Origin of the sequence: Rhizobium sp. SG2393 (assembly GCF_042610495.1) — a bacterium.
Classification (GTDB): Bacteria; Pseudomonadota; Alphaproteobacteria; order Rhizobiales; family Rhizobiaceae; genus RU20A.
Genome location: NZ_JBHGAP010000008.1, coordinates 132,264 through 153,557 on the forward strand (window position 1 = coordinate 132,264; position 21,294 = coordinate 153,557).

Consider the following 21,294-nt stretch of genomic DNA (forward strand, 5'->3'; position numbering starts at 1 on the left):
GAACCGGGCGGCCCGAGGGGTCTTACTGGAAGAGCTTGAGGATGTTCTCGGAGTTGGTGTTCGCGATCGCCAGCGACTGGATGCCGAGCTGCTGCTGGGTCTGCAGCGCCTTGAGCCTGGTCGATTCCTCGTTCATATCCGCATCGACCAATCGCCCGATGCCCTTGTCGATCACGTCCATGAGATTGGCGACAAAACTGTCCTGCATGTCGATGCGGGTGGTGATGGCGCCGAGCGTGGAGGCCGCGTCCGTCAGCTTGCTCAGCATGGCGTCAACGGCCGAAATCATGCCGTCGAGCTCCGTGTTCGTCGTTGCCGTGCTGATCGACACGATATTCGATCCGGTCGGCGCAGTACCACCGGACGCCAGGATGAGATGGTAGGTCGCGCTCGCCGTGCCGGGCGTGGTGCCGTCATCGACCTGCCAGCTCTTGGTCAGCATGCCACGGCTGGAATTCGACGTGTCGATCAGCATGGACTCGGAGGTATCGAAGTCCAGGGTCGCGACAGAGACGGAACCGTCCGTCGCGCGGTTGAACGACGACACGATCTGCTTGATGCCGGGGGCGGCGGCATTGGTATTGAAAAGCCAGTTCTCGCCCGAGAACGAGGCCGACTCCGCAGACGAAGACAGCTGGTTCTTGAGTTCGGTGATTTCCTTGTTGATCTTGACCTTGTCGACGCCAGGTTCGCGTGCGGCGACGAGCTTCGCCTTGATCTCGGAAATGACCTGGATCGCGTTGTCCATCGCCGAATAGGCCGTGTCGACCTTGGCGGCACCCAGGCCGAGAGCGTCCTGAACGGTAGAGAGGGCCTTGTTGTCCGACCGCATCGTGGTGGCGATCGACCAGTAGGCCGCATTGTCCGCGGCCGTTTCAACGCGGTAGCCGGACGAGATTCGGCTTTGCGTGGTTTCCATGTTGGTGTTGATGGAACGCAGTGTCTGCAGAGCCGCCATGGCGGCGGAATTGGTCATGATGCTGGTCATCGTCGTTTGCCCTGATGTTTGTTGATCCAAACATTCCGGAGTGACACCGGCAGCGAGGGCGTGTGCATCATGCGACCGATCCTGTTTTGCCCTTGGACCGGCCCGTCGCTCTTAACGATTAGATAACCATGACATGGTTAACGCATGGTTAACGTCGTTAGTCCTTTGGTAAGATCGGTAAACGCGTGACAATGAAGGTAAAGACAATCTTTACATATTCTTCGTTGTTTCGAGTATTCGGCGCTTCAGATCAAATCGCGTGAGGCGTTGCCGCGAGCCACAAACGCCAAAACCGCACCCCTTTCGGGATGCGGTTTTTTCGTTTGTGCTTCCCCTCGCGTCGGAGGTGGTCGCAGGCTCGTCTTAACGGAAGAGCGCCAGGACGTTCTGGCCGTCGCTGTTGGCGATCGACAGTGCCTGGATGCCAAGCTGCGACTGCGTTTGCAGCGCCTTCAGCTTTGTCGACTCCTCGTTCATGTCCGCATCGACGAGTCGACCGACGCCCTTCTTGATCACGTCCATCAGATCCGCCATGAAGGCATCCTGCATGGAGATGCGCTTGTTGGTCGCACCGAGCGTGGCGGCTGCGTCCGTCAGGCTGGACAGCATCGAGTCGACGGCGGAGATCATGCCTTCGATATCGTCGTTGCTCGTGGAGGCCGTCAGTTGAACTGCGCTCGAGCCCGTGGGAGCCGTACCGCCGGTGACCGCGATGAGGTGGTAGGTTGCGTTCGCCGTGTTCGTGCCGACCGCGGTGCCCTGCTCGACCTGGATGCCCTTGGTGAGTTGGCCATTGGACGACGACACGGCATCGATCAGAACCGAGGTAGCCGCATCGAAGCTCAGAGTGCCGACAGCAACGGCATTGGCGGAGTTGCGGGTAAAGTACCCGACCATTTCCTTGGTGCCGAGCGCCGCATCGGCCTTGCCGCGGTAGAGCCAGTTTTCACCGGAGAACGTCGCGGATTCTGCGATGGAGGTCAGCTGGTTCTTGAGTTCGGTGACTTCCTTGTTGATCTTGGTCTTGTCGACGCCCGGTTCGCGTGCCGCGACCAGCTTCGCCTTGATCTCGGAAATGACGTCGATGGCATTGTTCATGCCGGTATAGGCGGTGTCGGTCTTGGCGGCGCCCAGTCCGAGGGCGTCCTGAACGGTCGACAGTGCCTTGTTGTCGGACCGCATCGTGGTGGCGATCGACCAGTAGGCGGCGTTGTCTGCGGCCGTGCCGACGCGGTAGCCGGAGGAGATGCGACCCTGGGTTGCTTCCATGTCCGCACCAATGGTGCGCAGGGTCGAAAGTGCTGCCATTGCAGCGATATTGGTGTTGATGCTCGTCATTGTGAAACTGCCCCTTTAGACAGACGATGTGAAGGGACATTCCGGACGCTACCGGGAAACGACGGCCAGCCTCATGCCTGCTAACGCGTTAAAATCTATGGTTAACCCGTCGTTTCGATGAGCATAGAAAACACCATCATGGTTAATGAACGTTGAAGCCTGCCAACAAATTCTGTCGGAAACAAAAAGGCCGCGCCAAATCTTGGCGCGGCCTGTCTTGATGTGCGGATCCGAGGGTTTCTCCCCGGCAACCCTTTCGCTTCTTAACGGAAGAGCTGCAGGATGGTCTGCGAGTCCGAGTTGGCGATCGAAAGGGCCTGGATGCCGAGCTGCTGCTGGGTCTGCAAGGCCTTGAGCTTGGTCGATTCCTCGTTCATGTCCGCATCCACAAGGCGACCAACGCCCTTGGTGATAACGTCTCCGAGCTCCGCCACGAAGCTGTCCTGCATTGAGATGCGCTTGTTGGTGGCGCCGAGCGTGGCGGCTGCGTCTGTCAGTTTCGAAAGCATTGCATCGACGGCCGAGATCATGCCTTCAATGTTGTCGTTGGAGGTGGTTGATGTCAGGGCGATCGCAGTGGAGCCCGACGGAGCGGTACCGCCGGAAACGGCGACCAGGTGGTAGGTCGCGTTCGCAGTGCCCGTCCCGACAGAAGAGCCCTGCTCTACCTGGACAGCCTTCGTCAGCTGACCGTTTGCAGCCGTCACAGCGTCGATGAGAACCGAGGTCGAAGCGTCGAACGAGACCGTACCGACAGCAACGTCACCCGCAGAGTTGCGCGTGAAGTAGCCAACCATTTCCTTGGTGCCGACCGCTTGGTCTGCCTTGCCGCGGTAGAGCCAGTTTTCACCAGAGAACGTCGCGGACTCAGCCGTTGAAGACAGCTGGTTGGTGAGTTCGGTCAGTTCCTTGTTGATCTTGGTCTTGTCAACGCCCGGTTCGCGGGCGGCAACCAGCTTTGCCTTGATTTCGGAGACCACGTCGATGGCGGCGGTCAGACCGGTGTAGGCGGTATCGGTCTTGGCAGCGCCGAGACCCAGGGCGTCCTTGACCGTCGCCAACGCCTTGTTGTCCGAACGCATGGTCGTTGCGATCGACCAGTAGGCAGAGTTGTCGGCAGCACTCGCAACGCGCATGCCGGTGGAGATGCTGTTCTGCGTGGATTCCATCTGCGAGGAGATGGAGCGGAGCGTGGAAAGCGCGCCCATGGCGGCGGTATTGGTGATGATGCTGGTCATTGAGAGTGTCCCTCTGATACTCAAAACACGGTTAGGGACATACCGGACTGGATACTTACCGGTGATGGCGGAGTGGCTTCATGCCTCTCGGCCTTCATTCACTTGCGGTGAAGAAAACCAAACCCGTCATGTAAGTCTGAGCTTCGCAAACAAGTCTTGCCATTTGCTTAAGCGAACGACGCATTTCGATGCAAATGCGACGCATCCGTCAGAAAGGCGGGCTTACCGGGCGGGATGGATAAAATTCAATTAAAAGAACGCACAAGGCTGCCAACCATCAGGTTCCAGCCATCGATCAGCACGAAGAACAGGATCTTGAAGGGCAGCGAGATCGACGTTGGCGGCAGCATCATCATGCCCATGGCCATGGTGATGGTGGCGACGATCAGGTCGATGACAAGGAACGGCAGCAGGATCAGGAAGCCGATCTCGAAGCCGCGGCGGATCTCCGAGATCATGAAGGCGGGGATGAGCGCGCGCAGGTCCACGACATCGTTGGTCACGACCGTCTGGCCCTTCTCCTGGGCGATATCGACGAAGAGCTGCAGATCCTTCGGGCGGGTATTGGCCTGCATGAACTGACGGAAGGGTTCGGCAATGCGCGGCAGAGCCTCGGCTTCCGTGATCTGGTTGGCGAGCAGGGGATCGATACCCTCGCGCCAGGCGCGGTCGAAGGTCGGCGACATGACGTAGAAGGTCATGAAGAGCGCAAGGCTGACAAGGATGGTGTTGGACGGCGTGGTGCCGAGGCCCATGCCCGAGCGAAGGATCGCAAAGGCGATCGCAAACCGCGGGAAGCTCGTCACCATGATCAGGATGCCGGGCGCGATCGACAGGACCGTCAGCAGCCCGAAGGTGCGGACAATCCAGGCAGCAGCCGACCCATCAACGGGAACGTTCAGGATATCCGTCGGAAATCCTTGGGCACCGGCGATCCCGGAGGTCGCCATCATGGCGACTATGAAGACAAGGACGCGAATCATTGAATGACGAATGTTCTGAAGATAACATTCGTTACGCGTCCTTCGGATCTAAGGTCAACCCGCTCTTCAATGTCGTCCCGCAAATACTGGAAGCCACGCGGCCCCTGGATCTGCTGGAGGGAAACGGTGCGCAGGTAGGCGGCGATATCCTGCTGGATCGCCTCGGCGATCTTGGGGTCCGGTTCGCCGTTGAAGGCGAGCGCCAGTTCCAGGCGGATCCAGTTTTCAGTGGGATAGGCCAGGTTGGTGGTGATCGGGTCGAGCTGGAGAATGCCGTGCGCGGCCGTGGACAGCTTCGGCAGTCCCTCGTCCTTCTTCTCGCCACCGCCATGCGCATCGGCCGGCGCGCCGGCGGCGAGCGCGGCCTTCTTCTCGGCTTCGGCCTTCTTCACCGCCTCGATGGCATCGGCCATTTCCTTGGTCATGGGCTTGGGTGCGACCATGCCGCCGATGAACCAGCCACCGCCGGCCGCAAGCAGCGTCAGGACCACCACCGCGCCGATGAGCACCATCGGGGACGACTTCTTCTTCGCGGCCTCGCCTTCTGTGGCTTCTTCGTCTGCCATGCCATCAAGTCCCGTCGTTTGACGTGGGGCGCGTCATGCCCTCACCCGTGTCTGTGCAGGCCCTCCCGAGAAGGACCGGCGTGTCTGGCCGCCGTCAGATCGGCGAGATGATGTCCATGATCTGCTGGCCGTAGGGCGGCTGCTGCATTTCTGACAGGCGACCGCGTCCGCCGTAGGAGATGCGGGCCTCGGCGATCTTGTCGTAGGAGATCATGTTTTTCGCATCGACGTCCTGCGGCCGCACGATGCCGGCGACGTTGAGGATGCGGATCTCGTTGTTGACGCGCACTTCCTGCGAGCCGCTGATCAAGAGATTGCCATTCTCGAGAACGCCGGTGACGACCGCGGCGACAAGCAACTGCAGCTTTTCGGCACGCGCCGTGGTGCCGGCGCCCTGCGTCTTGGTGTCGGAACCGTAGTCCAGACCACCCTTCCAGCCGAACTTGCCGCCGGTGGACGAACCATTGGCGCCGATATTGAAGCCGCTGCTGTTCTGGCGGCTGCGGTCGGTCTTGTTGTCGAAGGAGGCCTTGTCGTTGATCTGGATATCGACCGTCATGATGTCGCCGACCTTCAGCGCGCGCGCGTCCTTGAACAGCGCCGCCTGGCTGTCGGACCAGAGCGAATAGCCGCTCGACATGGTCGTCGGCTGCTTCGGATACATGGCCATCTGCGGGGTCTGGGCATATTGCAGGCCACTGCCGATCGGGCTCATCGAGGGGGCGCGTCCGATTTCCTCGAAGGTCTTGCTCTGGCAGCCGGCGAGGACCGCGACGGCGGCGAGCAGCGAGAGACGATAGATCATGACGGTTCCTTCGATGTGTTCGGGTCGCTGGCGGCCGAAATAAGATCGGTGAGCTTGGCGGCCTTCTCGTTCTTCATTTCACTGAGGATCAGGCTCGACTGACGCGGCGGCAGCTTCATCAGGATGGCAGCGGCGATTTCCGGGGCGACCAGTTCGAGCTTGCCGGCGGCTGCATCCGGCTTCATGGTCTTGTAGATGCCGACAAGGCCGGCTTCTGCCTGCTGAAGGAAGTCGTTGCGCCGCTTCAGCCAGTCTTCGTATTCGGCCTTGCGCTGTTCGAGAATGGCGATGCGTTCGTCGACCTTGGACTGGAGGTCGGCGAGCTCCTTCTTCTGCAAGAGGTAGCGCTGGTCACGCGCTGCATCCGCAATGTTGGTGCAGAACTTCTGGATTTCGCTGCTGGTCGGGTCGGCAGTCGCGGGTGCGGCGACTTCCTGGGCGAAAGCGCCGGGGATGGCGAGTGCCAGAAGGGCGAGCGCTGCGAGTGCGCCCTTGCGCGTCGCGGGGGCGGAGGGCGTGCGAAAATCGGTCATTGCAGAACAAGCTCCGCCTGAAGGGCCCCGGCCGTCTTGATGCTCTGGAGAATGGAGATCACGCCGTCGGGCTTGACGCCGATGGAATTGAGGCCCGTGACGAGCTGGCGCAGGCTTGATCCTTCAAGCATCGCAACCGTTCCGCCGTCGGCAACCGCCTTGATGGTGGTGTTGTCCTCCACGGCCGTCTGGCCGCGCGAGAAGGGCGCGGGCTGGACGACTTCGGGGTTTTCCGTGACCTGCACCGTCAGCGTGCCGTAGCTCACGGCAACCGGGGCGATGCGCACATCCTGGCCGATGACGATGGTGCCGGTGCGCTCGTTGATGACCACGCGGGCCGGCACGTCGGTCTGCACGACGAGGTTTTCGATCTCCGCCATCAGTTGCGTCAGATCGGCCATCTTCGGCTTCTCGATCAGCACGCTCTGGCTGTCGCGGGCCTCCGCGATGCGGCCGCCAAAACGCTCGGAGGCGTATTTGTTGATGACCTGTTGCATCGCGATTGCCGTCGAGAAGTCGGGATTGCGAAGCTGGAGAACGAGGTTGACGCCATCCTTGAACTTGGCGGGCAGATCGCGCTCGATGATCGCGCCGTTCGGCACGCGGCCGGCCGTCGTCACACCCTGGTTGACGGAGGCGGCGGCGCCTTGCGCGCTGAAGCCACTGACAACGACGGAGCCTTGCGCCACGGCATAGATCTGCCCGTCGGCGCCGGACAGGGAGGTCATGACCAGCGTGCCGCCGCGCAGCGACGAGGCATCGCCGAGCGAGCCGATGGTGACATCGATTCGGCTCCCGGGGCTTGCGAAGGGCGGCAGCGTGGCGGTGACGAGAACGGCTGCGATGTTGCGCGAGCGCGATTCGCCCCCTTGGGTGGAAATGCCGAGGTTCTGCAGCATGGCGCGCAGCGACTGCTCGGTGAAGGGCGAGGACCGCAGGGCGTCGCCTGTGCCCTGAAGGCCGACGACAAGGCCGTAGCCGATCAGTTGGTTGTCACGGCCGGCCTGCAGCGAGGCGATGTCCTTGATGCGCGAGGTCGCCATCGCCTCGGCCGCCGGCATGCCCGGCAGCGTCAGCGCGGCGGCAAAGAGAACCGTCACCAGACCACGAAGAAAGCGCTTCATTTCGTCACCACCTGAACCGTGCCGTCGGCCAGAACCGTGCCGGCGACGATCACGCCACTATCGATGTTGCGCAGCTGGATGAGGTCTCCGACGGCTGCGTCCTGCAAGGGCGCGCCCTTGGCGCTGATCGTCAGCAGCCCGACGGAGACCACCATCTGAACGGTGGAGCCGCGCTCGACGACGTAGGGCTCGCGCACCGCATTGGTCATGATGACCCGGCCGGGCAGCAGCGTGCGCGTGCTGACCTTGCCGGAGACTTCGGCGATCTTGCTGGCAAAGCCTTCGACGACATTGGGATTGGTCACTTCGACCTCCTCCAGCTTGGATGCGTCGATCTTCTCGCCGGGATAGATGATCTGCGAGGGGATAACGGCCGTTCGGGCGCCAGCATGGGCGGGCGCCGTCGGGCCGGCCAGAACCAGCGCCGCGAGAGCGGAAAGACCGAGCCAGCGGGCCCCGGACTTGCAATATGCCATGGCGTTGCGCATGCGACCGGACGTCATTGTCGTCCCTCCCGCTTATCTCAGGTTCTTGCTGACGGTGGAGGCCATCTCGTCGGCGGCCTGGATGATCTTGGAATTCATTTCGTAGGCGCGCTGGGCCGAGATCAGATCGGTGATTTCCTTCACCGGATCGACGTTGGAGGCTTCCAGATAGCGCTGCTTGATCTCGCCGAAGCCGGCATCGCCGGGGGCGCCGACGATCGGATCGCCGGACGCCGGCGTCTGCTTGAAGAGGTTGTCACCCTGCGGCTCGAGACCAGCTTCGTTGATGAAGTTGGTAATGGTGAGCTGGCCGACCTGCTGCGGCACCGTGTCATTGCCGATGGTGACCATGACCTGGCCCGTGGCCGAAACATCGACGGAGGTCGCATTCGGGGGAATGGTGACACCCGGAACGACGGTGTAGCCGTCGAGGGTGACAAGCTGGCCTTGCGCGTTGGTGTTGAAGGCACCGGCGCGGGTATAGGCCGTCTGGCCGTCCGGCGTCTGGATCTGGAACCAGCCGCGGCCGACGAGCGCGAGGTCGAAATCGTTGCCGGTCTGGGTCAGCGGGCCCTGGATATGCAGGTTGCGCACGGCGGCGGTCTGGACGCCGAGACCGATCAGCGCGCCTTCCGGCACGATCGCCTGATTGGCCCGGCTCGGCACGCCCTGGGCGCGCTCGGTCTGGTAGATGAGGTCTGAGAACTCGGCGCGGGCGCGCTTGTAGCCCGTGGTGTTGATGTTCGCGATGTTGTTCGCGATCACTTCGAGGTTCTGCTGCTGGGCATTCATGCCGGTGGCGGCGATGGACAGGGCCTTCATGGATCAGGTTCCTCAGATCGGCATGCGGGTGATGTCGAGATAGGCCGTCACGAGCTTGTCGCGGATGGCCATGGCGGTCTGGAGCGATTGTTCCGCGCTCATCACGGCATCGACGACCTCGCGGGTGTTGGCCTCGCCGCGAATGCCCTGGATGGAGGCGGTTTCTGCCGTCTTCAACTGGTTGATCGTATCGGTGGCCATGTTGCCGAGCATGGAGGCAAAGCTCTGGCCGGTGCCGGTGGCCGAACTGGAGGGCGCGGTGCCGGGCTGCAGGAGCGAACTGGCTTCGGCGACGCTGTCGGTGACCTTGGTCGCGCCAACGGAGCCGATGGAGGCGATGCTGTCGAACATTATTGTGCCCTCAGAAGGTCGATCGTCGCGGAGATCAGGTCGCGCGACTGCTTGATGGTCTGCAGATTGGCCTCGTAGGAGCGATTGGCTTCTCGCATGTCGGCCATTTCCACGAGCACGTTGACGTTGGGCATCTTGACCATGCCCTTTTCGTCAGCCGCCGGATTGCCCGGATCATATTCGGTGATGAAGGGGCTTTCGTCCTCACCCAGACGCTGGACATCGACGCGCGCGGCGCCGCTGACGCGGTCGATCTCGGAGGTGAAACTGACCGTCTTGCGGCGATAGGGATCGGCGCCGGGCGCGTCACCCGTCGAACGGGCGTTGGCGATGTTTTCCGAAACGATACGCAGGCGGGTCGATTCAGCTTCCAGACCGGAGGCGGAAACCTTGAGAGCAGCAGACAACGGATCCATGGCTTACTTCCTCAGCGTCAGCAGCATCATGCGGTGAAAGGCCTTCACAAGGCCGGCATTGAGCTCGTAATCGCGCTTGATCTGGCCGGACTTCATCAGTTCGTCCTCGACGGACACGCTGTTGCCGGAGACCTTCACCTCGGAGGCATCCATGTCGCTCGTCTCGATGACATCGGCGGCCATGGGCGATTCGGTGAAGTGGCGCGGATTGGTGGCGGCCATGCGCATGGAATTGGTCTGGTTCAGCACCGTATCGAAGGGCTGGACGTCACGCGCATTGTAGCCGGGGGTATTCACGTTTGCGATGTTGCCGGCCACGACGTTCTGGCGAGCTGCCAGCCATTGCGCCTGCCGGGACGCGAGCTCGAAGAGCTGAATCGGTTGCATCATGCACCTCCATCATTTTCAATGGAGAGACTAGCTGCACAAACTTGCGTGGGACTGGCGCAAATGCCGGGTTTTTCGGGCTTTCAGGCAGCAGGACGCGGGCCGCGCCCATGCGAGCGCACGGGCACGGAAGACCGTTGGCGGGTCGATAATGATTTGAATTTACTGGGCCTTGATGACCTGGCCCTTGGAGGTGATCATCACCCACTGGCCGTCACGCTCCTCAAGGGTCGCAAGGCGGCTGTTGTCGGGCAGGACGGCGCCGACGGCAACGATATACATGCCGGTCTTGTCCTCGATCAGCGCCCGGCCATTGGCGACATGCATCAGGCGAAAGCTGCTCGACGCAGGAAAGGGTTGCTCCATGCCGTCATCGGGCTCGCCGCCGGGTCTTGCGGCCGTGCCGTCGAGGCCACCGGGAACAGTTGCCGTGGTGATCTGGTCGACGGCGGCCTGGCGTGCCGCCTGCCGCGCCGTATCGCCGGCATCGGGAATGGCAAGCGGAGAGACGGTAACGACGGCCGGGCCAGGCTGTTCCGGCATGTCGCGCACGTCGCCCTGCCACAGGGCCGGCAGATGGAACTTGTCCTGATTGAAGAAGGCGTACCACGGAAAGAACGTGCCGAAGGCGGCGAGCGCAACGCCGGTGACGCCAAGGACCTTGTCGATCGTCGGCGTCTTCTCGCGGCGCCTGCGCTGCGGAACGATCTCGTCTGCGTCGTGGTCGGTCACTGTCATACCCTCGGTCTGTTCATGCCCTGCTGAGCGCCGGTCGCGGCGGCCTTCAGTGCGGTAGCGAGATCGGTAAATGCGTCGAATGCCGGCAATTCGCCGGGCGTCTGCTTGAGAACCTCGTACATGACCGGAACCTGCTTGATGGCCATGTCGAGATCGGGATCGGCGCCGGGGCGATAGCCGCCGATGAGGCGCAGGTCGCGCGTCTCCTCGAAGCGGTGGATCAGCGCCTTCAGGCGGGCGACGAGCTTTTCCTGGTCGGGCGTCCAGGCCTTGCGGGCCAGACGCGAAATCGAGGCGAGCGGATTGATCGGCGGGTAGCGCCCCTCCTCCGCGAGACTGCGTTCCAGCACGATGTGGCCGTCGAGAATACCGCGGGTGCTGTCGGCGATCGGATCGTTGTGGTTGTCGCCATCGACGAGGATGGAGATGATGGCGGTGATCGTACCCGTTCCCTCCGCACCCGGTCCGGCACGCTCCAGAAGGCGGGGCAGCTCGGTGAAGACGGAAGCCGGATAGCCGCGCGCGATGGGCGGTTCGCCAGATGCCGTCGCGACCTCGCGGATGGCATGGGCAAAGCGCGTCACGCTGTCGACGATAAGGAGCACGTTGTCGCCCTGGTCGCGGTAGTGCTCGGCGATCGTCACCGCCGTCAGCGGGGCCATTTTGCGCACCATCGGGCTTTCATCGCTGGTCGCAACGACGGCAACGGCCTTCTTGAGATTTTCTCCAAGCGTATCCTCGATGAATTCGCGCACTTCACGGCCACGTTCGCCGACCAGCGCGATGACAACCTTGTCGAAGGCATCGGCGCGGGCGAGCATGGAGAGAAGCGTGGATTTGCCGACGCCCGAGCCGGCGAAGATGCCGAGACGCTGACCGAGGCAGAGCGGCGAGAAGATGTCGATGGCACGCACGCCGGTGCGGAAGCCGGTATCGACGCGGCGGCGCGTCATGGAGGGCGGCGCGGTGTTGTTGATGGGGCGGGCGACCTTGCCCTTCATCAGCGGGCCGCCGCCGTCGATGGGATCGCCGAGCGCATTGATGGCGCGGCCGCACCAGCTGTCATCAGGCGCGACACGGAAAGCGCCGACGCGGATGACCGTGTCGTGGATGCCGATGGGGTCGCCGGGCTCGATGGGGCAGACGAAGACGTTTTCCGGCTCGACGCGCACGACTTCCCCGAGATGGATGCCGGTTGCGGAACGGTGCGCGACGAAGTCACCGAGGCGGACGTGGCGCGACAGGCCGGTGACCGTATAGTGCCCGGGCGAAATGGTCTTCACATGGCCGCCGGGTGCAATCGACGTCTCCGGCCGGGCAAAGCGTTCTGCGAGACTGCCGAGCTGTCGAAGCGCCGTGGCGCGGGGGCGGATTTCCAGTTTGTCAGGCATCATGCCTTGTCACCTTCCAGACAGGGAGGGAAGAAGCGGACACGCCCCAAGGGCGGTCCGGAAAGGGACCGGCAAGCGAGCGGTCAATCCCGCCTTGTGCGCCCGGTCAATCATGCTCAGCGCGATCCTCCGAGCGTCTCGATCGCCTTGCCGAAGGTCTGCTCGGTGTCGCGCATCAGGCTGGACACGCTGTCGAAGGCGCGCTGGATGTTGATGAGCTGCGACATTTCCTGGATCGGATTGACGTTTGACTCTTCGGTGTAACCCTGCGCCACGCCAACGGCCATGCTGTCGACCACGGCCTGCGGCTCGACCGCCGGGATGATGCCGCTGTTGGGGACACGGGTGAAGCCGCGCGAGAAGTCGGCTTCGAAGAGACCGACCTGCGCTACCTGCTGCTCGCCCTGCCGGATCACACCATCGGCGCCGATGCGGATCTCTCCGCCATTGGCGTTGAGCTGGATCTGACCGCCGCCGATATCGAGGACGGGATAGCCCATGGTGGAGATCAGCGTGCCATCCGGTGTCATGGAGAAACGCCCGTCACGCGTCAGCGCGTTGCCGGACGGGGTCTGGATCTGGAAGTAGGCGTCGCCCTTGATCGCCAGGTCGAGCGGGTTGCCCGTCTGCTTGAAGCCACCGGAATTGGTATCGAGATATTCCTGGCCGGGCGACACGAAAGCGGTTTGCGTCGCGCCGGTGCTGGCCAGAACCTCGTCGAACTTGACCTGCGTGCCGCGAAAGCCGGCGGTGGAGGCGTTGGCCACGTTGTCGGCGAGCGTGTTGATGCGCCGTTCGAGCGCGACCTGGGATGACAGGGCGACGTAGAGGCCGGTTTGCATGTCAGCGTTCTCCGAGACGGATCTTGTGATGGGGGCGGATGGGGCGAAGAACCAGCGACTGCTCCTCCAGACGGGCGCGGCTCGCCTTTTCCTCCGCGCGGCGAAGGTAGCGGGTAACAACGCCTTCCAGGGCGGAGCGTCGGCTGGTGGTGAACGGGCCGTGGAGCGCAAAATTGAAAGCGGCGATCAGGTCGCCGTAACGGCAGTCGGAAAAGCGCAGCGCCAGCGCACCCGGCCCATCGAGACCGCCGACGAGAAGACGGCGGATGAAATTGCGGGCGTAGGCCATCTCTTCCAGGTGATGGGCCGCCATCACGTAGTCATAGAGCCTGGCGTCGGCCATCAGCGCATCGACCGTTTCGACGGCACGGATATGGGCGAGGTAGTATTCGGTCTCGCGCATGACGGATGGCCAGACGTCGATGACGCTGCTTTTCCCGCTCGATGCTGACTGCCGCTGTGCCCGGACCACGGTCCATTCCCTGCTTGACGATCGACGGACGCGCGTCATGCGCTTCCCCTAGCCTTGCACCTTTGCAGGCGATGCTTGCGCGAGCCTGTTTGACCGACGCGGAGAAAATCCGGGCCGCGCGTGCTCATGGAAGGTTTCATTAAGCCTCACGCAAGGCTTTGCGGGTAACTCTTGTCCCCAAACACGATCGTGGCAGGTGCCGGCACATGAACATCATCATCGGATTCGTCCTTACAATCGGCTGCGTGATCGGCGGCTACATCGCCATGGGCGGCCACCTTCAGGTACTCGTGCAGCCCTTCGAGCTTGTCATCATCGGGGGCGCCGGCCTCGGCGGCTTCGTCATGGCGAACTCGATGAAGACGGTGAAGGATGCCGGCAAGGCGCTGGGCGAGGCCTTCTCCCACAAGGTGCCGAAGGAACGCCATTATCTCGATACGCTCGGCGTGCTCTACTGCCTGATGCGCGATCTGCGCACCAAGTCGCGCAACGAGATCGAAAGCCACATCGACAATCCCGAGGAATCCCCGATCTTCCAGCAGGCGCCGACGGTTCTGAAGAACAAGGACCTGACGGCCTTCATCTGCGACTATGTGCGCCTCATCATCATCGGCAATGCCCGCAGCCACGAGATCGAGGCGCTGATGGACGAGGAAATCAATACGATCGAGCACGACAAGATGAAGAGCTACGAAGCGCTCGTCACCATGGGCGACGCGTTTCCGGCCATCGGTATCGTCGCGGCCGTTCTCGGGGTTATCAAGGCGATGGGCGCCATCACCGAATCCCCGGAAGTTCTCGGCGGAAAGATCGCAGCCGCCCTCGTGGGCACCATGCTGGGGATCTTCCTGTCCTACTGCCTGGTTTCTCCGCTGGTTGCGAACATCAAGGCTGTCCGATCGAAGCAGAATCGGCTCTATATCATCGTGAAGCAGACCTTGTTGGCGTATATGAACGGTTCTGTTCCCCAGGTTGCACTCGAATACGGCCGCAAGACCATTTCCTCCTACGAGCGTCCGTCCATCGACGCCGTGGAGCAGGAGATGATGAATCCCGGCGGCGGCGGCGACAGCAAGGCGGCATAAGAGATGAGCAAGCAGTCGGCAGCGCAGAGCGCCCTCCCCTTCGACCAGACGCTTCTTGCCCGCATGATCGGCGCGCTCGGCGACGACGAGGTGATCGAGAAGATCGCCGCCGATTTCGGCGTGGCGTTTTCCGAGTTCCTGCCGGACCTCCTGCAAAGCGAGACCGGACTTGAGCTCAAGATCGGCTATGCCGGCTGTGCGACGGGCCTGCGCGACACGCTGATTGCCGATCTGGGTGGCGGTGTGGCGATTTCGGATGCCTCGCTGCGCAACTGGAGCAGCGATTTCCAGATCGCCTGCGAGAGCCCGATCATCATCACCATGATGGAAGCGCTTCTGGGTGCCGATCCCAAGCGCATCCCTGAGCCGCGCGCGCGTCGCCTGTCGGCGATCGAGCTCGACATTGCGACCATGGTCTTCGACAAGATCGGCGAGGTGCTGCGCACCTCCGCCAATGCGACCGGCGGTTTCGAGACCTTTGTCGGCCGGCCCTACAATATCGAAGAGCGGCGTCCGACCGAAGAAGGCGTCATCAACCCGCATGCCGCCGTCATCCGCATGACGATCGGCATCGGCGCAACGCTATCGGTCTTTTCCGTCATCGTTCCCCAGCAGACGCTCCTGAAGACCGAGGTCGTGGTGCCGAAAAGCGTGCAGGCTCGCAAGGGGCGCAATGCCTGGAGCGAGAAGCTGGAAGAGCAGGTGCGCCGCTCCAGCGTGACGCTGGAGGCGCGGATCTCGCTGGAGAGCCTGTCGCTCGACACGATCAGCCGGCTGCAGCCCGGCGATATCATTCCTTTCCGCGATGCGCAGGATGTGCGCGTCGATGTCAATGCCAATGGCCGTGATCTCTATGTCTGCGAGTTCGGACGCGCAGGGGTGCGCTACACCGTCAGGGTCAAGGATACCCACGGTTCGGATGAAGACATTTTCAACCATATCATGAGTTAGTGTCAGGCGTGGCCCCGGCGCATGCCTGGGGCAAGCTTCAACTGGAATAAGTCGGTCATGGCACCCAAGAAAGCATCACCACTGGATAACACCGATTTCGGTGCAGGCGACGCGGAACTCGATCAGGCGATCGACGATCTGCGCGGCGTACTGAAAAAGGATTCCGATGGTGATTTCGGTGCCGATTTCGGCAGCGCCAGCGCAGAAACGGACCTGTCTGCATTCGGCGGCGATGCCGGCGGCCTCGACAGTTTTGGCGGCGACTTCGCTGGCAGCAGCGATTTTGGCGGCGGCGATTTCGGCGGCAGCGATTTTCCCGCTGCGGGCGGCCTCGACGACGCGGGCTCCTTCGGGGGCGGTGATTTCGGCGGCGACACAGCCATGTCGTCCGGTTCTGCAGGCATGACGCCTGCCCCGGGCAGCGGGATGACGTCGAACCTCGATCTCATCAAGGACATTCCGATCGACGTGCAGATCGTGCTAGGCACGAGCCGCATGCTGGTCTCTGGCCTGATGGGACTGCAGGAAGGTGCCACGATCGGCCTCGATCGCAAGATCGGCGAGCCGGTGGAAGTGATGGTCAACGGCCGTGTCATCGGCCGGGGAGAGATCACGGTGCTGGAAGAAGACAATTCACGCTTCGGCGTCAAGCTCATCGAGATCAAGGGTACCGGCCGCGGCTGATGCCCTGATCGCAGTCAGGGAGATCCATGATGGATTTCGACAGTTTCGATACCGGCCTTGCCACGCGCCCCCTGTCGCAGACCGACAAGGCGGCCGCCGTTCTTCTTGCCATGGGAAAAGGCGTCGCCGGGAAACTCCTGAAATTCTTCACACAGAGCGAGCTGCAGCAGATCATCGCCTCGGCGCAGTCGCTCAGGTCCATTCCCCCGCACGAGCTTGAAATCATCGTCAACGAGTTCGAAGACCTCTTCACCGAGGGCGCCGGCCTCATGGACAACGCCAAGGCCATCGAGAGCATCCTCGAGGAAGGCCTGACGCCTGACGAGGTAGACGGCCTTCTGGGTCGGCGCGCCACCTTCCAGACCTACGACGAGAATGTCTGGGACCGGCTGCAGGAAACCGATCCGAACGCGCTGTCCGACTATCTGTCCAAGGAGCATCCGCAGACGATCGCCTATGTCCTGTCGCAGATGCCCTCCAGCGTCGGCGCCAAGGTTCTGCTCGGCCTGCCGGAAGACATGCGTCCCGACATCATCAACCGTACGGTCAACATCAAGGACGTCAGCCCCAAGGCCGCCCAGATCATCGAGACGCGCGTGTTCGAACTCGCCGCGCAGTTGGAAGCCGAACGCAATGCCGTGGGCCCGACAAAGGTTGCCGATGTCATGAACGAGCTCGAGAAGAGCCAGGTGGACAGCCTGCTGGCCTCGCTCGAAGCGCTCAGCCAGGACTCCGTCAAGAAGGTCCGTCCGAAGATCTTCCTGTTCGACGACGTCCTCTACATGCCGCAGCGCAGCCGCGTTCAGCTCTTCAACGACATTTCCAGCGACATCATCACGATGGCCCTCAGGGGTACGTCGAACGAGTTGCGCGAATGCGTTCTGGCCGCACTTGGCGCCCGCCAGCGCCGCATGATCGAGCAGGATCTGCAGGGCGGGGACGCCGGCGTCAATCCGCGCGACATCGCGGTCGCACGGCGCAACATCACACAGGAAGCGATCCGGCTCGCTGCCAGCGGCCAGCTCGAACTGAAGGAAAAGGACGCGCCGGCCCAGGCCGCCTGACGGTCCGCCTCCGTCACCACCCACGACCCGCCATCAATGCCCCGCGTGCTGCTGCCGCGGGGCTTTTTGTTTTCCGCGGCCCGATGAACACGACGCCGCTTCAGCGAAGTTTCCTTGGGATTGACCGCGCTTCCGCCGCTTTCGGCTTGTAGACGACACTGGCCGGGTCCAAGACTGTTCAGCGTCCACCCTCACGTCAGGGCTGGCCGGGCTTCTGGAGGTTGCGCACGGCGGCAACAGGCACCGCGGCAAGACGCTCCAGTCATGGGATCGATGTATCCGGGCCGGCGACTCCATCGCTGTTTTGCCCGCGACGCGGGAGGCGGGGTCGCCGATGGCCGACGACGACAAGGAAAGTAAAACAGAAGCCCCGTCCGAGAAACGAATCTCGGATGCAATCGAGGAAGGCAACATACCTTTCTCGCGCGAGCTGACGACCTTTGCGTCGACCGTCGCGCTCTATCTCTTCTTCGTCTTTTTCCTGCCATCCGGCTTTACCTCGCTTGCCGAGGGGCTGAAGGACATTTTCGAGCAGCCGGAAGCCTGGCGGCTGGAAAATGCCAATGATGTCGTCGGCCTGATCGGCCACATCTTCCGGCAGGCCGCGCCGCTCGTCGTGCCTGTCTTCATTTTGCTGATGGTGTTCGGGATCGGATCTTCTGTCGCGCAGAACATGCCGACGCTGGTGCTGAACAGAATCATGCCGAAGCTGGAACGGATCTCGCCGATCGAGGGCCTGAAGCGCATCTACGGCATTGCGGGCATGGTCGAGTTCGGCAAGTCGCTGTTCAAGATCCTCATCGTCTCGGCCATCATCGTGCTCGTTCTGGAAAACGATTTCTACGAATCACTCGACGCGATGTTTGCCGATCCCATGACGCTGTTTGCGCGGATCACCAAGGATCTGAACCAGATCATTCTCGTCATCCTGTTTTCGACGGCCATCGTCGGGATCGTCGACTTCTTCTGGACGCGGCATCACTGGTACGAGCAGCTGCGCATGAGCAAGCAGGACGTCAAGGATGAAATGAAGCAGTCGCAGGGTGACCCGATCGTCAAGAATCGCCTGCGCTCGCTGCAACGCGACCGCGCCCGTCGGCGCATGATGAACCAGGTTCCACGGGCGACCCTGGTGATTGCCAACCCGACCCACTATGCGGTTGCCCTGCGCTATGTGCGCGAGGAAAGCGATGCGCCGATGGTGGTGGCCAAGGGAACCGACCTCGTGGCGCTGAAAATCCGCGAGATCGCCGAGCAAAACGGCATTCCCGTCTTTGAGGATCCGCCGCTCGCTCGCTCCATGTTTGCACAAGTCTCGGTGGATAGTGTCATTCCACCGGTGTTCTACAAGGCCGTGGCCGAACTCATTCACCGGATCTACGCATCGCAGGCGCCTCAGAAACGGGTGAATTGATCCTCATGAAAAAATGCCAATATTCCGAAGAGCGCGAAAAGATCATTGCCGATGCGATCCGCCCGGTCGCGACGGAATTACGGTTGATCGACGCGGCGGATTTTATTGCATTGCTCCGCTTTGAATCCTACGGCAGCCTTGCTGACCTCGTCTCCTCGGCGGCGGAGCTTTATTTCCAGCCCGGCACCGTGAACTTCGGCATCGGCGGCAACTATACCGTCGATTGGGGTGTCGAGCCGGAAATCGTGCTCGACCTCGAGCTGAAGCCGCAGGGGGTGACTGCCTATGTGCAGCTGGTTCTCGGCAAAGACCGCGCCGGGCTCGAAATCACCCATATCGCCTTCCAGAAGCCTTCGTCGGATCCCGACGAGAACACGGCTTTCCTGGCCCGCAGCCTGGCGGAAGCACAGTTCCTGCAGGCGCGCGCCGCCTGACATCCCCTACCATGCGCTCAGACGCCTTCCCGCAGCCTGCGGGCAGGCTTGCCGCGTCGCTGCGAGCATCTCCGGTCATCGAGAGATCACCGGACATGCCCTATCGCCTTGCTTTCGCGCCGTCCGGACGCAAGGGCGGCGGCGCGCTGTTTCGTGAGACGCTGCGAAGCATAAAAATGGCGCTGGCAGCGTGTGCCAGCGCCGGAGCGTGCCTCTGAAATCGCGCCTTGCGATCCGTCAGTCGATGAAGCCGAGACGAATGGCCTTGGCGATGGCCTGGATACGATTGACCGAATTGAGCTTTGTCGTCGCGGTACCGAGATAGGCGTTCACCGTATGGACCGACAGTCCCATCTTCTCCGCGATCGCCTCGCTCGTATGGCCGTCGCCGGCCATCTGCAGGCAGGCAATCTCCCGCTCGTTGAGGGCGGCGGCCGGCTGGGCCTTGCGCTCCTCCATCGACAGCATGTCCGTCATGATCTGGCAGGCACGGGCATGGAGGCTGAGGATCGTCTCGCTGGTGAGATCCAGGCTCTCGGCGGCAAACACCACGTAGCCATTGCCCTGGCTGCCGAGACGCACCGGGAAGGCCAGCCCGGCCCAGGGCAGCGACCTGTTGCGCAGGCGTCGGAAGAAGCGGCTCAGCCCGTCCACGTCGCAGACCTGATGGTCGCCCGCACCGTTCCAGACGACCGGCAGCAGGGAGCTTTCGATATGGCTGACGAGATCGTCGCCGAAAAGGCTGACCAGTGCCCGGGCCTCGTGCTCGGCGTCCTCGCCCCAGCTGTTGAGCTCGAGGGCAAGGGTGCGGACCGGCGGAACACCAACGCCCGCGATCCTGAAGACAGCGTAGTGCCGGGCGCCGAGCCCCTTGCGCATGGCCTGCAGCCGTGTCTGGAAGAGTTCGATCCGGCCGATGCGGCCGCTGCCGCCCCGAGCGCCGGAGCGCTGGTCGTCCCCGCCCTTGCCGGAGGAAGATTGCGCCATCGTCGCTCCTCCTCAGACCAGATTGTGACGGACGGCGTGGGCAATCGCCTCGGACCGCGTCTTGGTGGCGGTCTTGCGCATGACGCTGGTGATGTAGTTGTTGATCGTGTTGCGCGAGATGCCGAGGATGACGGCGATCTCGTCGCTCGTCTTGCCTTCGGCGATCCAATAGAGGCACTCGATCTCGCGCTCGGTCAGTTCGTAGTCGCGGTCGCCGCGCCCCTTGCTGGCCTGGGCGAAGCTCGCGAAGTAGCCGGTCAGGAGCGTCACTTCCCTGAGGCTTTCCGGCGAGAGAATGACGTTTTCGGGAAACAGCAGCGCCAGCACGTAGCGGATGCGGCCGACACTGAAGGTCAGCGCGCAATATTGACGGCTGAGGCCCTTCGGCATGTCGATATCGTCCGGAAGGCCCGTGAAGCTCGGACGCAGCACCGATACGCAGCGCTCGAACTCGCTGGAGCGGCTGTTGGCCGCCCCGTAGATGGCCGCAAAGCGCCGGACCAGATAGAACGGCCAGTCTGCGCAGACGACGAAATCCATATCGCCATCCGGCACGCCGTCGATGCGGGCGAGAAGGTAGTGGCGTGCGCCGACATATTCGGTCACCGCCGCAAGGCCGGCCGTAAAGCCGCCGTCTTCACTCAGATCGGCCAGACGATCGACGAGCCGGTCGAGAGGACGAGCTCGCTTCGAGACGCGTTCGATTGCGCCCGGCACCGGCCAGACGGAAAAATCCGATTGCACAGCATCCATGGTATTGCCCCCGTGATGGATCCGCGCAGAAACCGCACACGCCCGCCGCCGCGATCGTTGGATTTCGAGCCTTTTCCGCCGCCCCGAAATCCGCAAATCACTACACGAATCAACTGGATACCAAGATACGCAGCTCAGTTGGAAAAACTACCGCCATCTTTTGGCGATTTACTTCGGCGCAGAAATTCGCGCTGATTCGGCGACCGGGAACGACAGTGATCAAAGCGAGAACAAGCGGTGCGGCAATTTTTCCAAGATGCTGAAATAGTTTCAAAATGGTTAATATGAGCGATCGGGCACGGATCGCTGCGCGTCTCCTTCGCACTGCATTTTTTCGCACCGGCGTGGTGCACGAACGCAACAGTTTGAGCCTCCGGACCTGCCGGCGACGCCCCTCAAGGAGAGGCGCAGCCGCGGTCACGTCCAGTCCCTGCTGATCCGGG

General features: G+C 62.4%; 25 protein-coding genes. 6 read left to right on the forward strand and 19 right to left on the reverse strand.

The genetic code is table 11. The features are described 5' to 3' along the window. Positions 1-22: 22 nt before the first annotated feature. The 17 genes from ACED18_RS16150 to ACED18_RS16230 all read right to left on the reverse strand — a co-directional run bounded on the left by ACED18_RS16150 (position 23) and on the right by ACED18_RS16230 (position 13,410). Complete coding sequence (locus ACED18_RS16150; RefSeq protein ID WP_377294074.1) at positions 23-988, reverse strand: flagellin; 966 nt, start codon at positions 986-988, stop codon at positions 23-25. Positions 989-1,351: 363 nt separating this feature from the next. Then, positions 1,352-2,326, reverse strand: a complete 975-nt coding sequence (locus tag ACED18_RS16155) for a flagellin (protein WP_377294076.1) — start codon at positions 2,324-2,326, stop codon at positions 1,352-1,354. Positions 2,327-2,589: 263 nt separating this feature from the next. Continuing rightward, positions 2,590-3,564 (reverse strand): flagellin, encoded by a 975-nt coding sequence (locus ACED18_RS16160; protein WP_377294078.1) that lies wholly within the window; start codon positions 3,562-3,564, stop codon positions 2,590-2,592. A gap of 245 nt (positions 3,565-3,809) precedes the next feature. Then, positions 3,810-4,547 carry a flagellar type III secretion system pore protein FliP gene (fliP, locus tag ACED18_RS16165; RefSeq protein WP_377294080.1) on the reverse strand — a complete coding sequence of 246 codons (738 nt, stop codon included), beginning with the start codon at positions 4,545-4,547 and terminating at the stop codon, positions 3,810-3,812. Next, a complete protein-coding gene (locus ACED18_RS16170; RefSeq protein WP_377294082.1) occupies positions 4,544-5,113 on the reverse strand; it encodes a flagellar basal body-associated FliL family protein in 570 nt (189 codons plus the stop codon). Before ACED18_RS16170 ends, fliP begins: the two co-directional genes overlap by 4 nt. Before the next feature lie 94 nt (positions 5,114-5,207). Next, a complete protein-coding gene (gene flgH / locus ACED18_RS16175) occupies positions 5,208-5,918 on the reverse strand; it encodes a flagellar basal body L-ring protein FlgH (protein WP_377294084.1) in 711 nt (236 codons plus the stop codon). Next, complete coding sequence (locus ACED18_RS16180) at positions 5,915-6,451, reverse strand: MotE family protein (protein ID WP_377294086.1); 537 nt, start codon at positions 6,449-6,451, stop codon at positions 5,915-5,917. The genes flgH and ACED18_RS16180 overlap by 4 nt, the downstream gene beginning before the upstream one ends. Beyond that, positions 6,448-7,512, reverse strand: a complete 1,065-nt coding sequence (locus tag ACED18_RS16185) for a flagellar basal body P-ring protein FlgI (protein ID WP_377294218.1) — start codon at positions 7,510-7,512, stop codon at positions 6,448-6,450. The genes ACED18_RS16180 and ACED18_RS16185 overlap by 4 nt, the downstream gene beginning before the upstream one ends. Before the next feature lie 59 nt (positions 7,513-7,571). Continuing rightward, positions 7,572-8,051, reverse strand: coding sequence for a flagellar basal body P-ring formation chaperone FlgA (gene flgA / locus ACED18_RS16190; protein WP_377294220.1), 480 nt, complete (start codon positions 8,049-8,051; stop codon positions 7,572-7,574). Between the two features lie 42 nt (positions 8,052-8,093). Beyond that, on the reverse strand, positions 8,094-8,882 hold the full coding sequence (flgG, locus tag ACED18_RS16195; protein ID WP_377294088.1) for a flagellar basal-body rod protein FlgG: 789 nt from the start codon (positions 8,880-8,882) through the stop codon (positions 8,094-8,096). 12 nt (positions 8,883-8,894) lie between these two features. Continuing rightward, a complete protein-coding gene (locus ACED18_RS16200; RefSeq protein WP_377294090.1) occupies positions 8,895-9,233 on the reverse strand; it encodes a flagellar hook-basal body complex protein FliE in 339 nt (112 codons plus the stop codon). Beyond that, entirely contained in the window at positions 9,233-9,649 is a 417-nt protein-coding gene (flgC, locus tag ACED18_RS16205; protein ID WP_377294092.1) for a flagellar basal body rod protein FlgC, read from the reverse strand. Before flgC ends, ACED18_RS16200 begins: the two co-directional genes overlap by 1 nt. 3 nt (positions 9,650-9,652) lie before the next feature. Next, positions 9,653-10,036 carry a flagellar basal body rod protein FlgB gene (flgB, locus tag ACED18_RS16210; RefSeq protein ID WP_377294094.1) on the reverse strand — a complete coding sequence of 128 codons (384 nt, stop codon included), beginning with the start codon at positions 10,034-10,036 and terminating at the stop codon, positions 9,653-9,655. Positions 10,037-10,198: 162 nt separating this feature from the next. Then, the gene (locus ACED18_RS16215; RefSeq protein ID WP_377294096.1) at positions 10,199-10,774 is read right to left on the reverse strand and encodes a flagellar protein; all 576 of its coding nucleotides are present in this window, start codon (positions 10,772-10,774) and stop codon (positions 10,199-10,201) included. Then, positions 10,771-12,168 (reverse strand): flagellar protein export ATPase FliI, encoded by a 1,398-nt coding sequence (gene fliI, locus ACED18_RS16220; protein WP_377294098.1) that lies wholly within the window; start codon positions 12,166-12,168, stop codon positions 10,771-10,773. The genes ACED18_RS16215 and fliI overlap by 4 nt, the downstream gene beginning before the upstream one ends. 113 nt (positions 12,169-12,281) lie before the next feature. Beyond that, positions 12,282-13,007: a flagellar basal-body rod protein FlgF gene (gene flgF / locus ACED18_RS16225; RefSeq protein WP_377294100.1), complete on the reverse strand. Its 726-nt coding sequence runs from the start codon at positions 13,005-13,007 to the stop codon at positions 12,282-12,284. Position 13,008: 1 nt separating this feature from the next. Continuing rightward, positions 13,009-13,410, reverse strand: coding sequence for a DUF1217 domain-containing protein (locus ACED18_RS16230; protein WP_377294103.1), 402 nt, complete (start codon positions 13,408-13,410; stop codon positions 13,009-13,011). A 275-nt stretch (positions 13,411-13,685) separates the two neighbouring features. Here ACED18_RS16230 and motA point away from each other — a divergent pair, with 275 nt between their 5' ends. The 6 genes from motA to ACED18_RS16260 all read left to right on the forward strand — a co-directional run bounded on the left by motA (position 13,686) and on the right by ACED18_RS16260 (position 19,111). After that, on the forward strand, positions 13,686-14,564 hold the full coding sequence (motA, locus tag ACED18_RS16235; protein ID WP_377294105.1) for a flagellar motor stator protein MotA: 879 nt from the start codon (positions 13,686-13,688) through the stop codon (positions 14,562-14,564). Positions 14,565-14,567: 3 nt separating this feature from the next. Next, positions 14,568-15,515 carry a FliM/FliN family flagellar motor switch protein gene (locus ACED18_RS16240; RefSeq protein ID WP_377294107.1) on the forward strand — a complete coding sequence of 316 codons (948 nt, stop codon included), beginning with the start codon at positions 14,568-14,570 and terminating at the stop codon, positions 15,513-15,515. Positions 15,516-15,572: 57 nt separating this feature from the next. After that, positions 15,573-16,199, forward strand: a complete 627-nt coding sequence (gene fliN / locus ACED18_RS16245; RefSeq protein WP_377294109.1) for a flagellar motor switch protein FliN — start codon at positions 15,573-15,575, stop codon at positions 16,197-16,199. Positions 16,200-16,225: 26 nt separating this feature from the next. Further along, positions 16,226-17,263, forward strand: coding sequence for a flagellar motor switch protein FliG (fliG, locus tag ACED18_RS16250; protein ID WP_377294111.1), 1,038 nt, complete (start codon positions 16,226-16,228; stop codon positions 17,261-17,263). Between the two features lie 334 nt (positions 17,264-17,597). Continuing rightward, a complete protein-coding gene (flhB, locus tag ACED18_RS16255) occupies positions 17,598-18,677 on the forward strand; it encodes a flagellar biosynthesis protein FlhB (protein WP_377294113.1) in 1,080 nt (359 codons plus the stop codon). Then, positions 18,677-19,111, forward strand: a complete 435-nt coding sequence (locus ACED18_RS16260) for a hypothetical protein (protein ID WP_377294222.1) — start codon at positions 18,677-18,679, stop codon at positions 19,109-19,111. Before flhB ends, ACED18_RS16260 begins: the two co-directional genes overlap by 1 nt. 237 nt (positions 19,112-19,348) lie before the next feature. Here ACED18_RS16260 and visR read toward each other — a convergent pair whose 3' ends face one another. Both visR and visN read right to left on the reverse strand, forming a co-directional pair. Continuing rightward, a complete protein-coding gene (gene visR / locus ACED18_RS16265; RefSeq protein ID WP_377294115.1) occupies positions 19,349-20,098 on the reverse strand; it encodes a transcriptional regulator VisR in 750 nt (249 codons plus the stop codon). 12 nt (positions 20,099-20,110) lie between these two features. Further along, complete coding sequence (gene visN, locus ACED18_RS16270; protein WP_377294117.1) at positions 20,111-20,851, reverse strand: transcriptional regulator VisN; 741 nt, start codon at positions 20,849-20,851, stop codon at positions 20,111-20,113. Positions 20,852-21,294 lie beyond the last annotated feature (443 nt).

Bases quoted from the DNA above. Each gene is read 5' to 3' on its own strand.
- flgA (WP_377294220.1), bottom strand. From the start codon at position 8,051: ATGGCATATTGCAAGTCCGGGGCCCGCTGGCTCGGTCTTTCCGCTCTC.
- ACED18_RS16155 (WP_377294076.1), bottom strand. From the start codon at position 2,326: ATGACGAGCATCAACACCAATATCGCTGCAATGGCAGCACTTTCGACC.
- ACED18_RS16150 (WP_377294074.1), bottom strand. From the start codon at position 988: ATGACCAGCATCATGACCAATTCCGCCGCCATGGCGGCTCTGCAGACA.
- flgF (WP_377294100.1), bottom strand. From the start codon at position 13,007: ATGCAAACCGGCCTCTACGTCGCCCTGTCATCCCAGGTCGCGCTCGAA.
- visR (WP_377294115.1), bottom strand. From the start codon at position 20,098: ATGGCGCAATCTTCCTCCGGCAAGGGCGGGGACGACCAGCGCTCCGGC.
- ACED18_RS16170 (WP_377294082.1), bottom strand. From the start codon at position 5,113: ATGGCAGACGAAGAAGCCACAGAAGGCGAGGCCGCGAAGAAGAAGTCG.
- motA (WP_377294105.1), top strand. From the start codon at position 13,686: ATGAACATCATCATCGGATTCGTCCTTACAATCGGCTGCGTGATCGGC.
- ACED18_RS16230 (WP_377294103.1), bottom strand. From the start codon at position 13,410: ATGCGCGAGACCGAATACTACCTCGCCCATATCCGTGCCGTCGAAACG.
- fliG (WP_377294111.1), top strand. From the start codon at position 16,226: ATGATGGATTTCGACAGTTTCGATACCGGCCTTGCCACGCGCCCCCTG.
- visN (WP_377294117.1), bottom strand. From the start codon at position 20,851: ATGGATGCTGTGCAATCGGATTTTTCCGTCTGGCCGGTGCCGGGCGCA.
- ACED18_RS16160 (WP_377294078.1), bottom strand. From the start codon at position 3,564: ATGACCAGCATCATCACCAATACCGCCGCCATGGGCGCGCTTTCCACG.
- flgB (WP_377294094.1), bottom strand. From the start codon at position 10,036: ATGCAACCGATTCAGCTCTTCGAGCTCGCGTCCCGGCAGGCGCAATGG.
- ACED18_RS16200 (WP_377294090.1), bottom strand. From the start codon at position 9,233: ATGTTCGACAGCATCGCCTCCATCGGCTCCGTTGGCGCGACCAAGGTC.
- fliI (WP_377294098.1), bottom strand. From the start codon at position 12,168: ATGATGCCTGACAAACTGGAAATCCGCCCCCGCGCCACGGCGCTTCGA.
- ACED18_RS16215 (WP_377294096.1), bottom strand. From the start codon at position 10,774: ATGACAGTGACCGACCACGACGCAGACGAGATCGTTCCGCAGCGCAGG.
- flhB (WP_377294113.1), top strand. From the start codon at position 17,598: ATGGCCGACGACGACAAGGAAAGTAAAACAGAAGCCCCGTCCGAGAAA.
- flgC (WP_377294092.1), bottom strand. From the start codon at position 9,649: ATGGATCCGTTGTCTGCTGCTCTCAAGGTTTCCGCCTCCGGTCTGGAA.
- ACED18_RS16180 (WP_377294086.1), bottom strand. From the start codon at position 6,451: ATGACCGATTTTCGCACGCCCTCCGCCCCCGCGACGCGCAAGGGCGCA.
- flgH (WP_377294084.1), bottom strand. From the start codon at position 5,918: ATGATCTATCGTCTCTCGCTGCTCGCCGCCGTCGCGGTCCTCGCCGGC.
- fliN (WP_377294109.1), top strand. From the start codon at position 15,573: ATGGCACCCAAGAAAGCATCACCACTGGATAACACCGATTTCGGTGCA.
- fliP (WP_377294080.1), bottom strand. From the start codon at position 4,547: ATGATTCGCGTCCTTGTCTTCATAGTCGCCATGATGGCGACCTCCGGG.
- ACED18_RS16240 (WP_377294107.1), top strand. From the start codon at position 14,568: ATGAGCAAGCAGTCGGCAGCGCAGAGCGCCCTCCCCTTCGACCAGACG.
- ACED18_RS16185 (WP_377294218.1), bottom strand. From the start codon at position 7,512: ATGCCGGCGGCCGAGGCGATGGCGACCTCGCGCATCAAGGACATCGCC.
- flgG (WP_377294088.1), bottom strand. From the start codon at position 8,882: ATGAAGGCCCTGTCCATCGCCGCCACCGGCATGAATGCCCAGCAGCAG.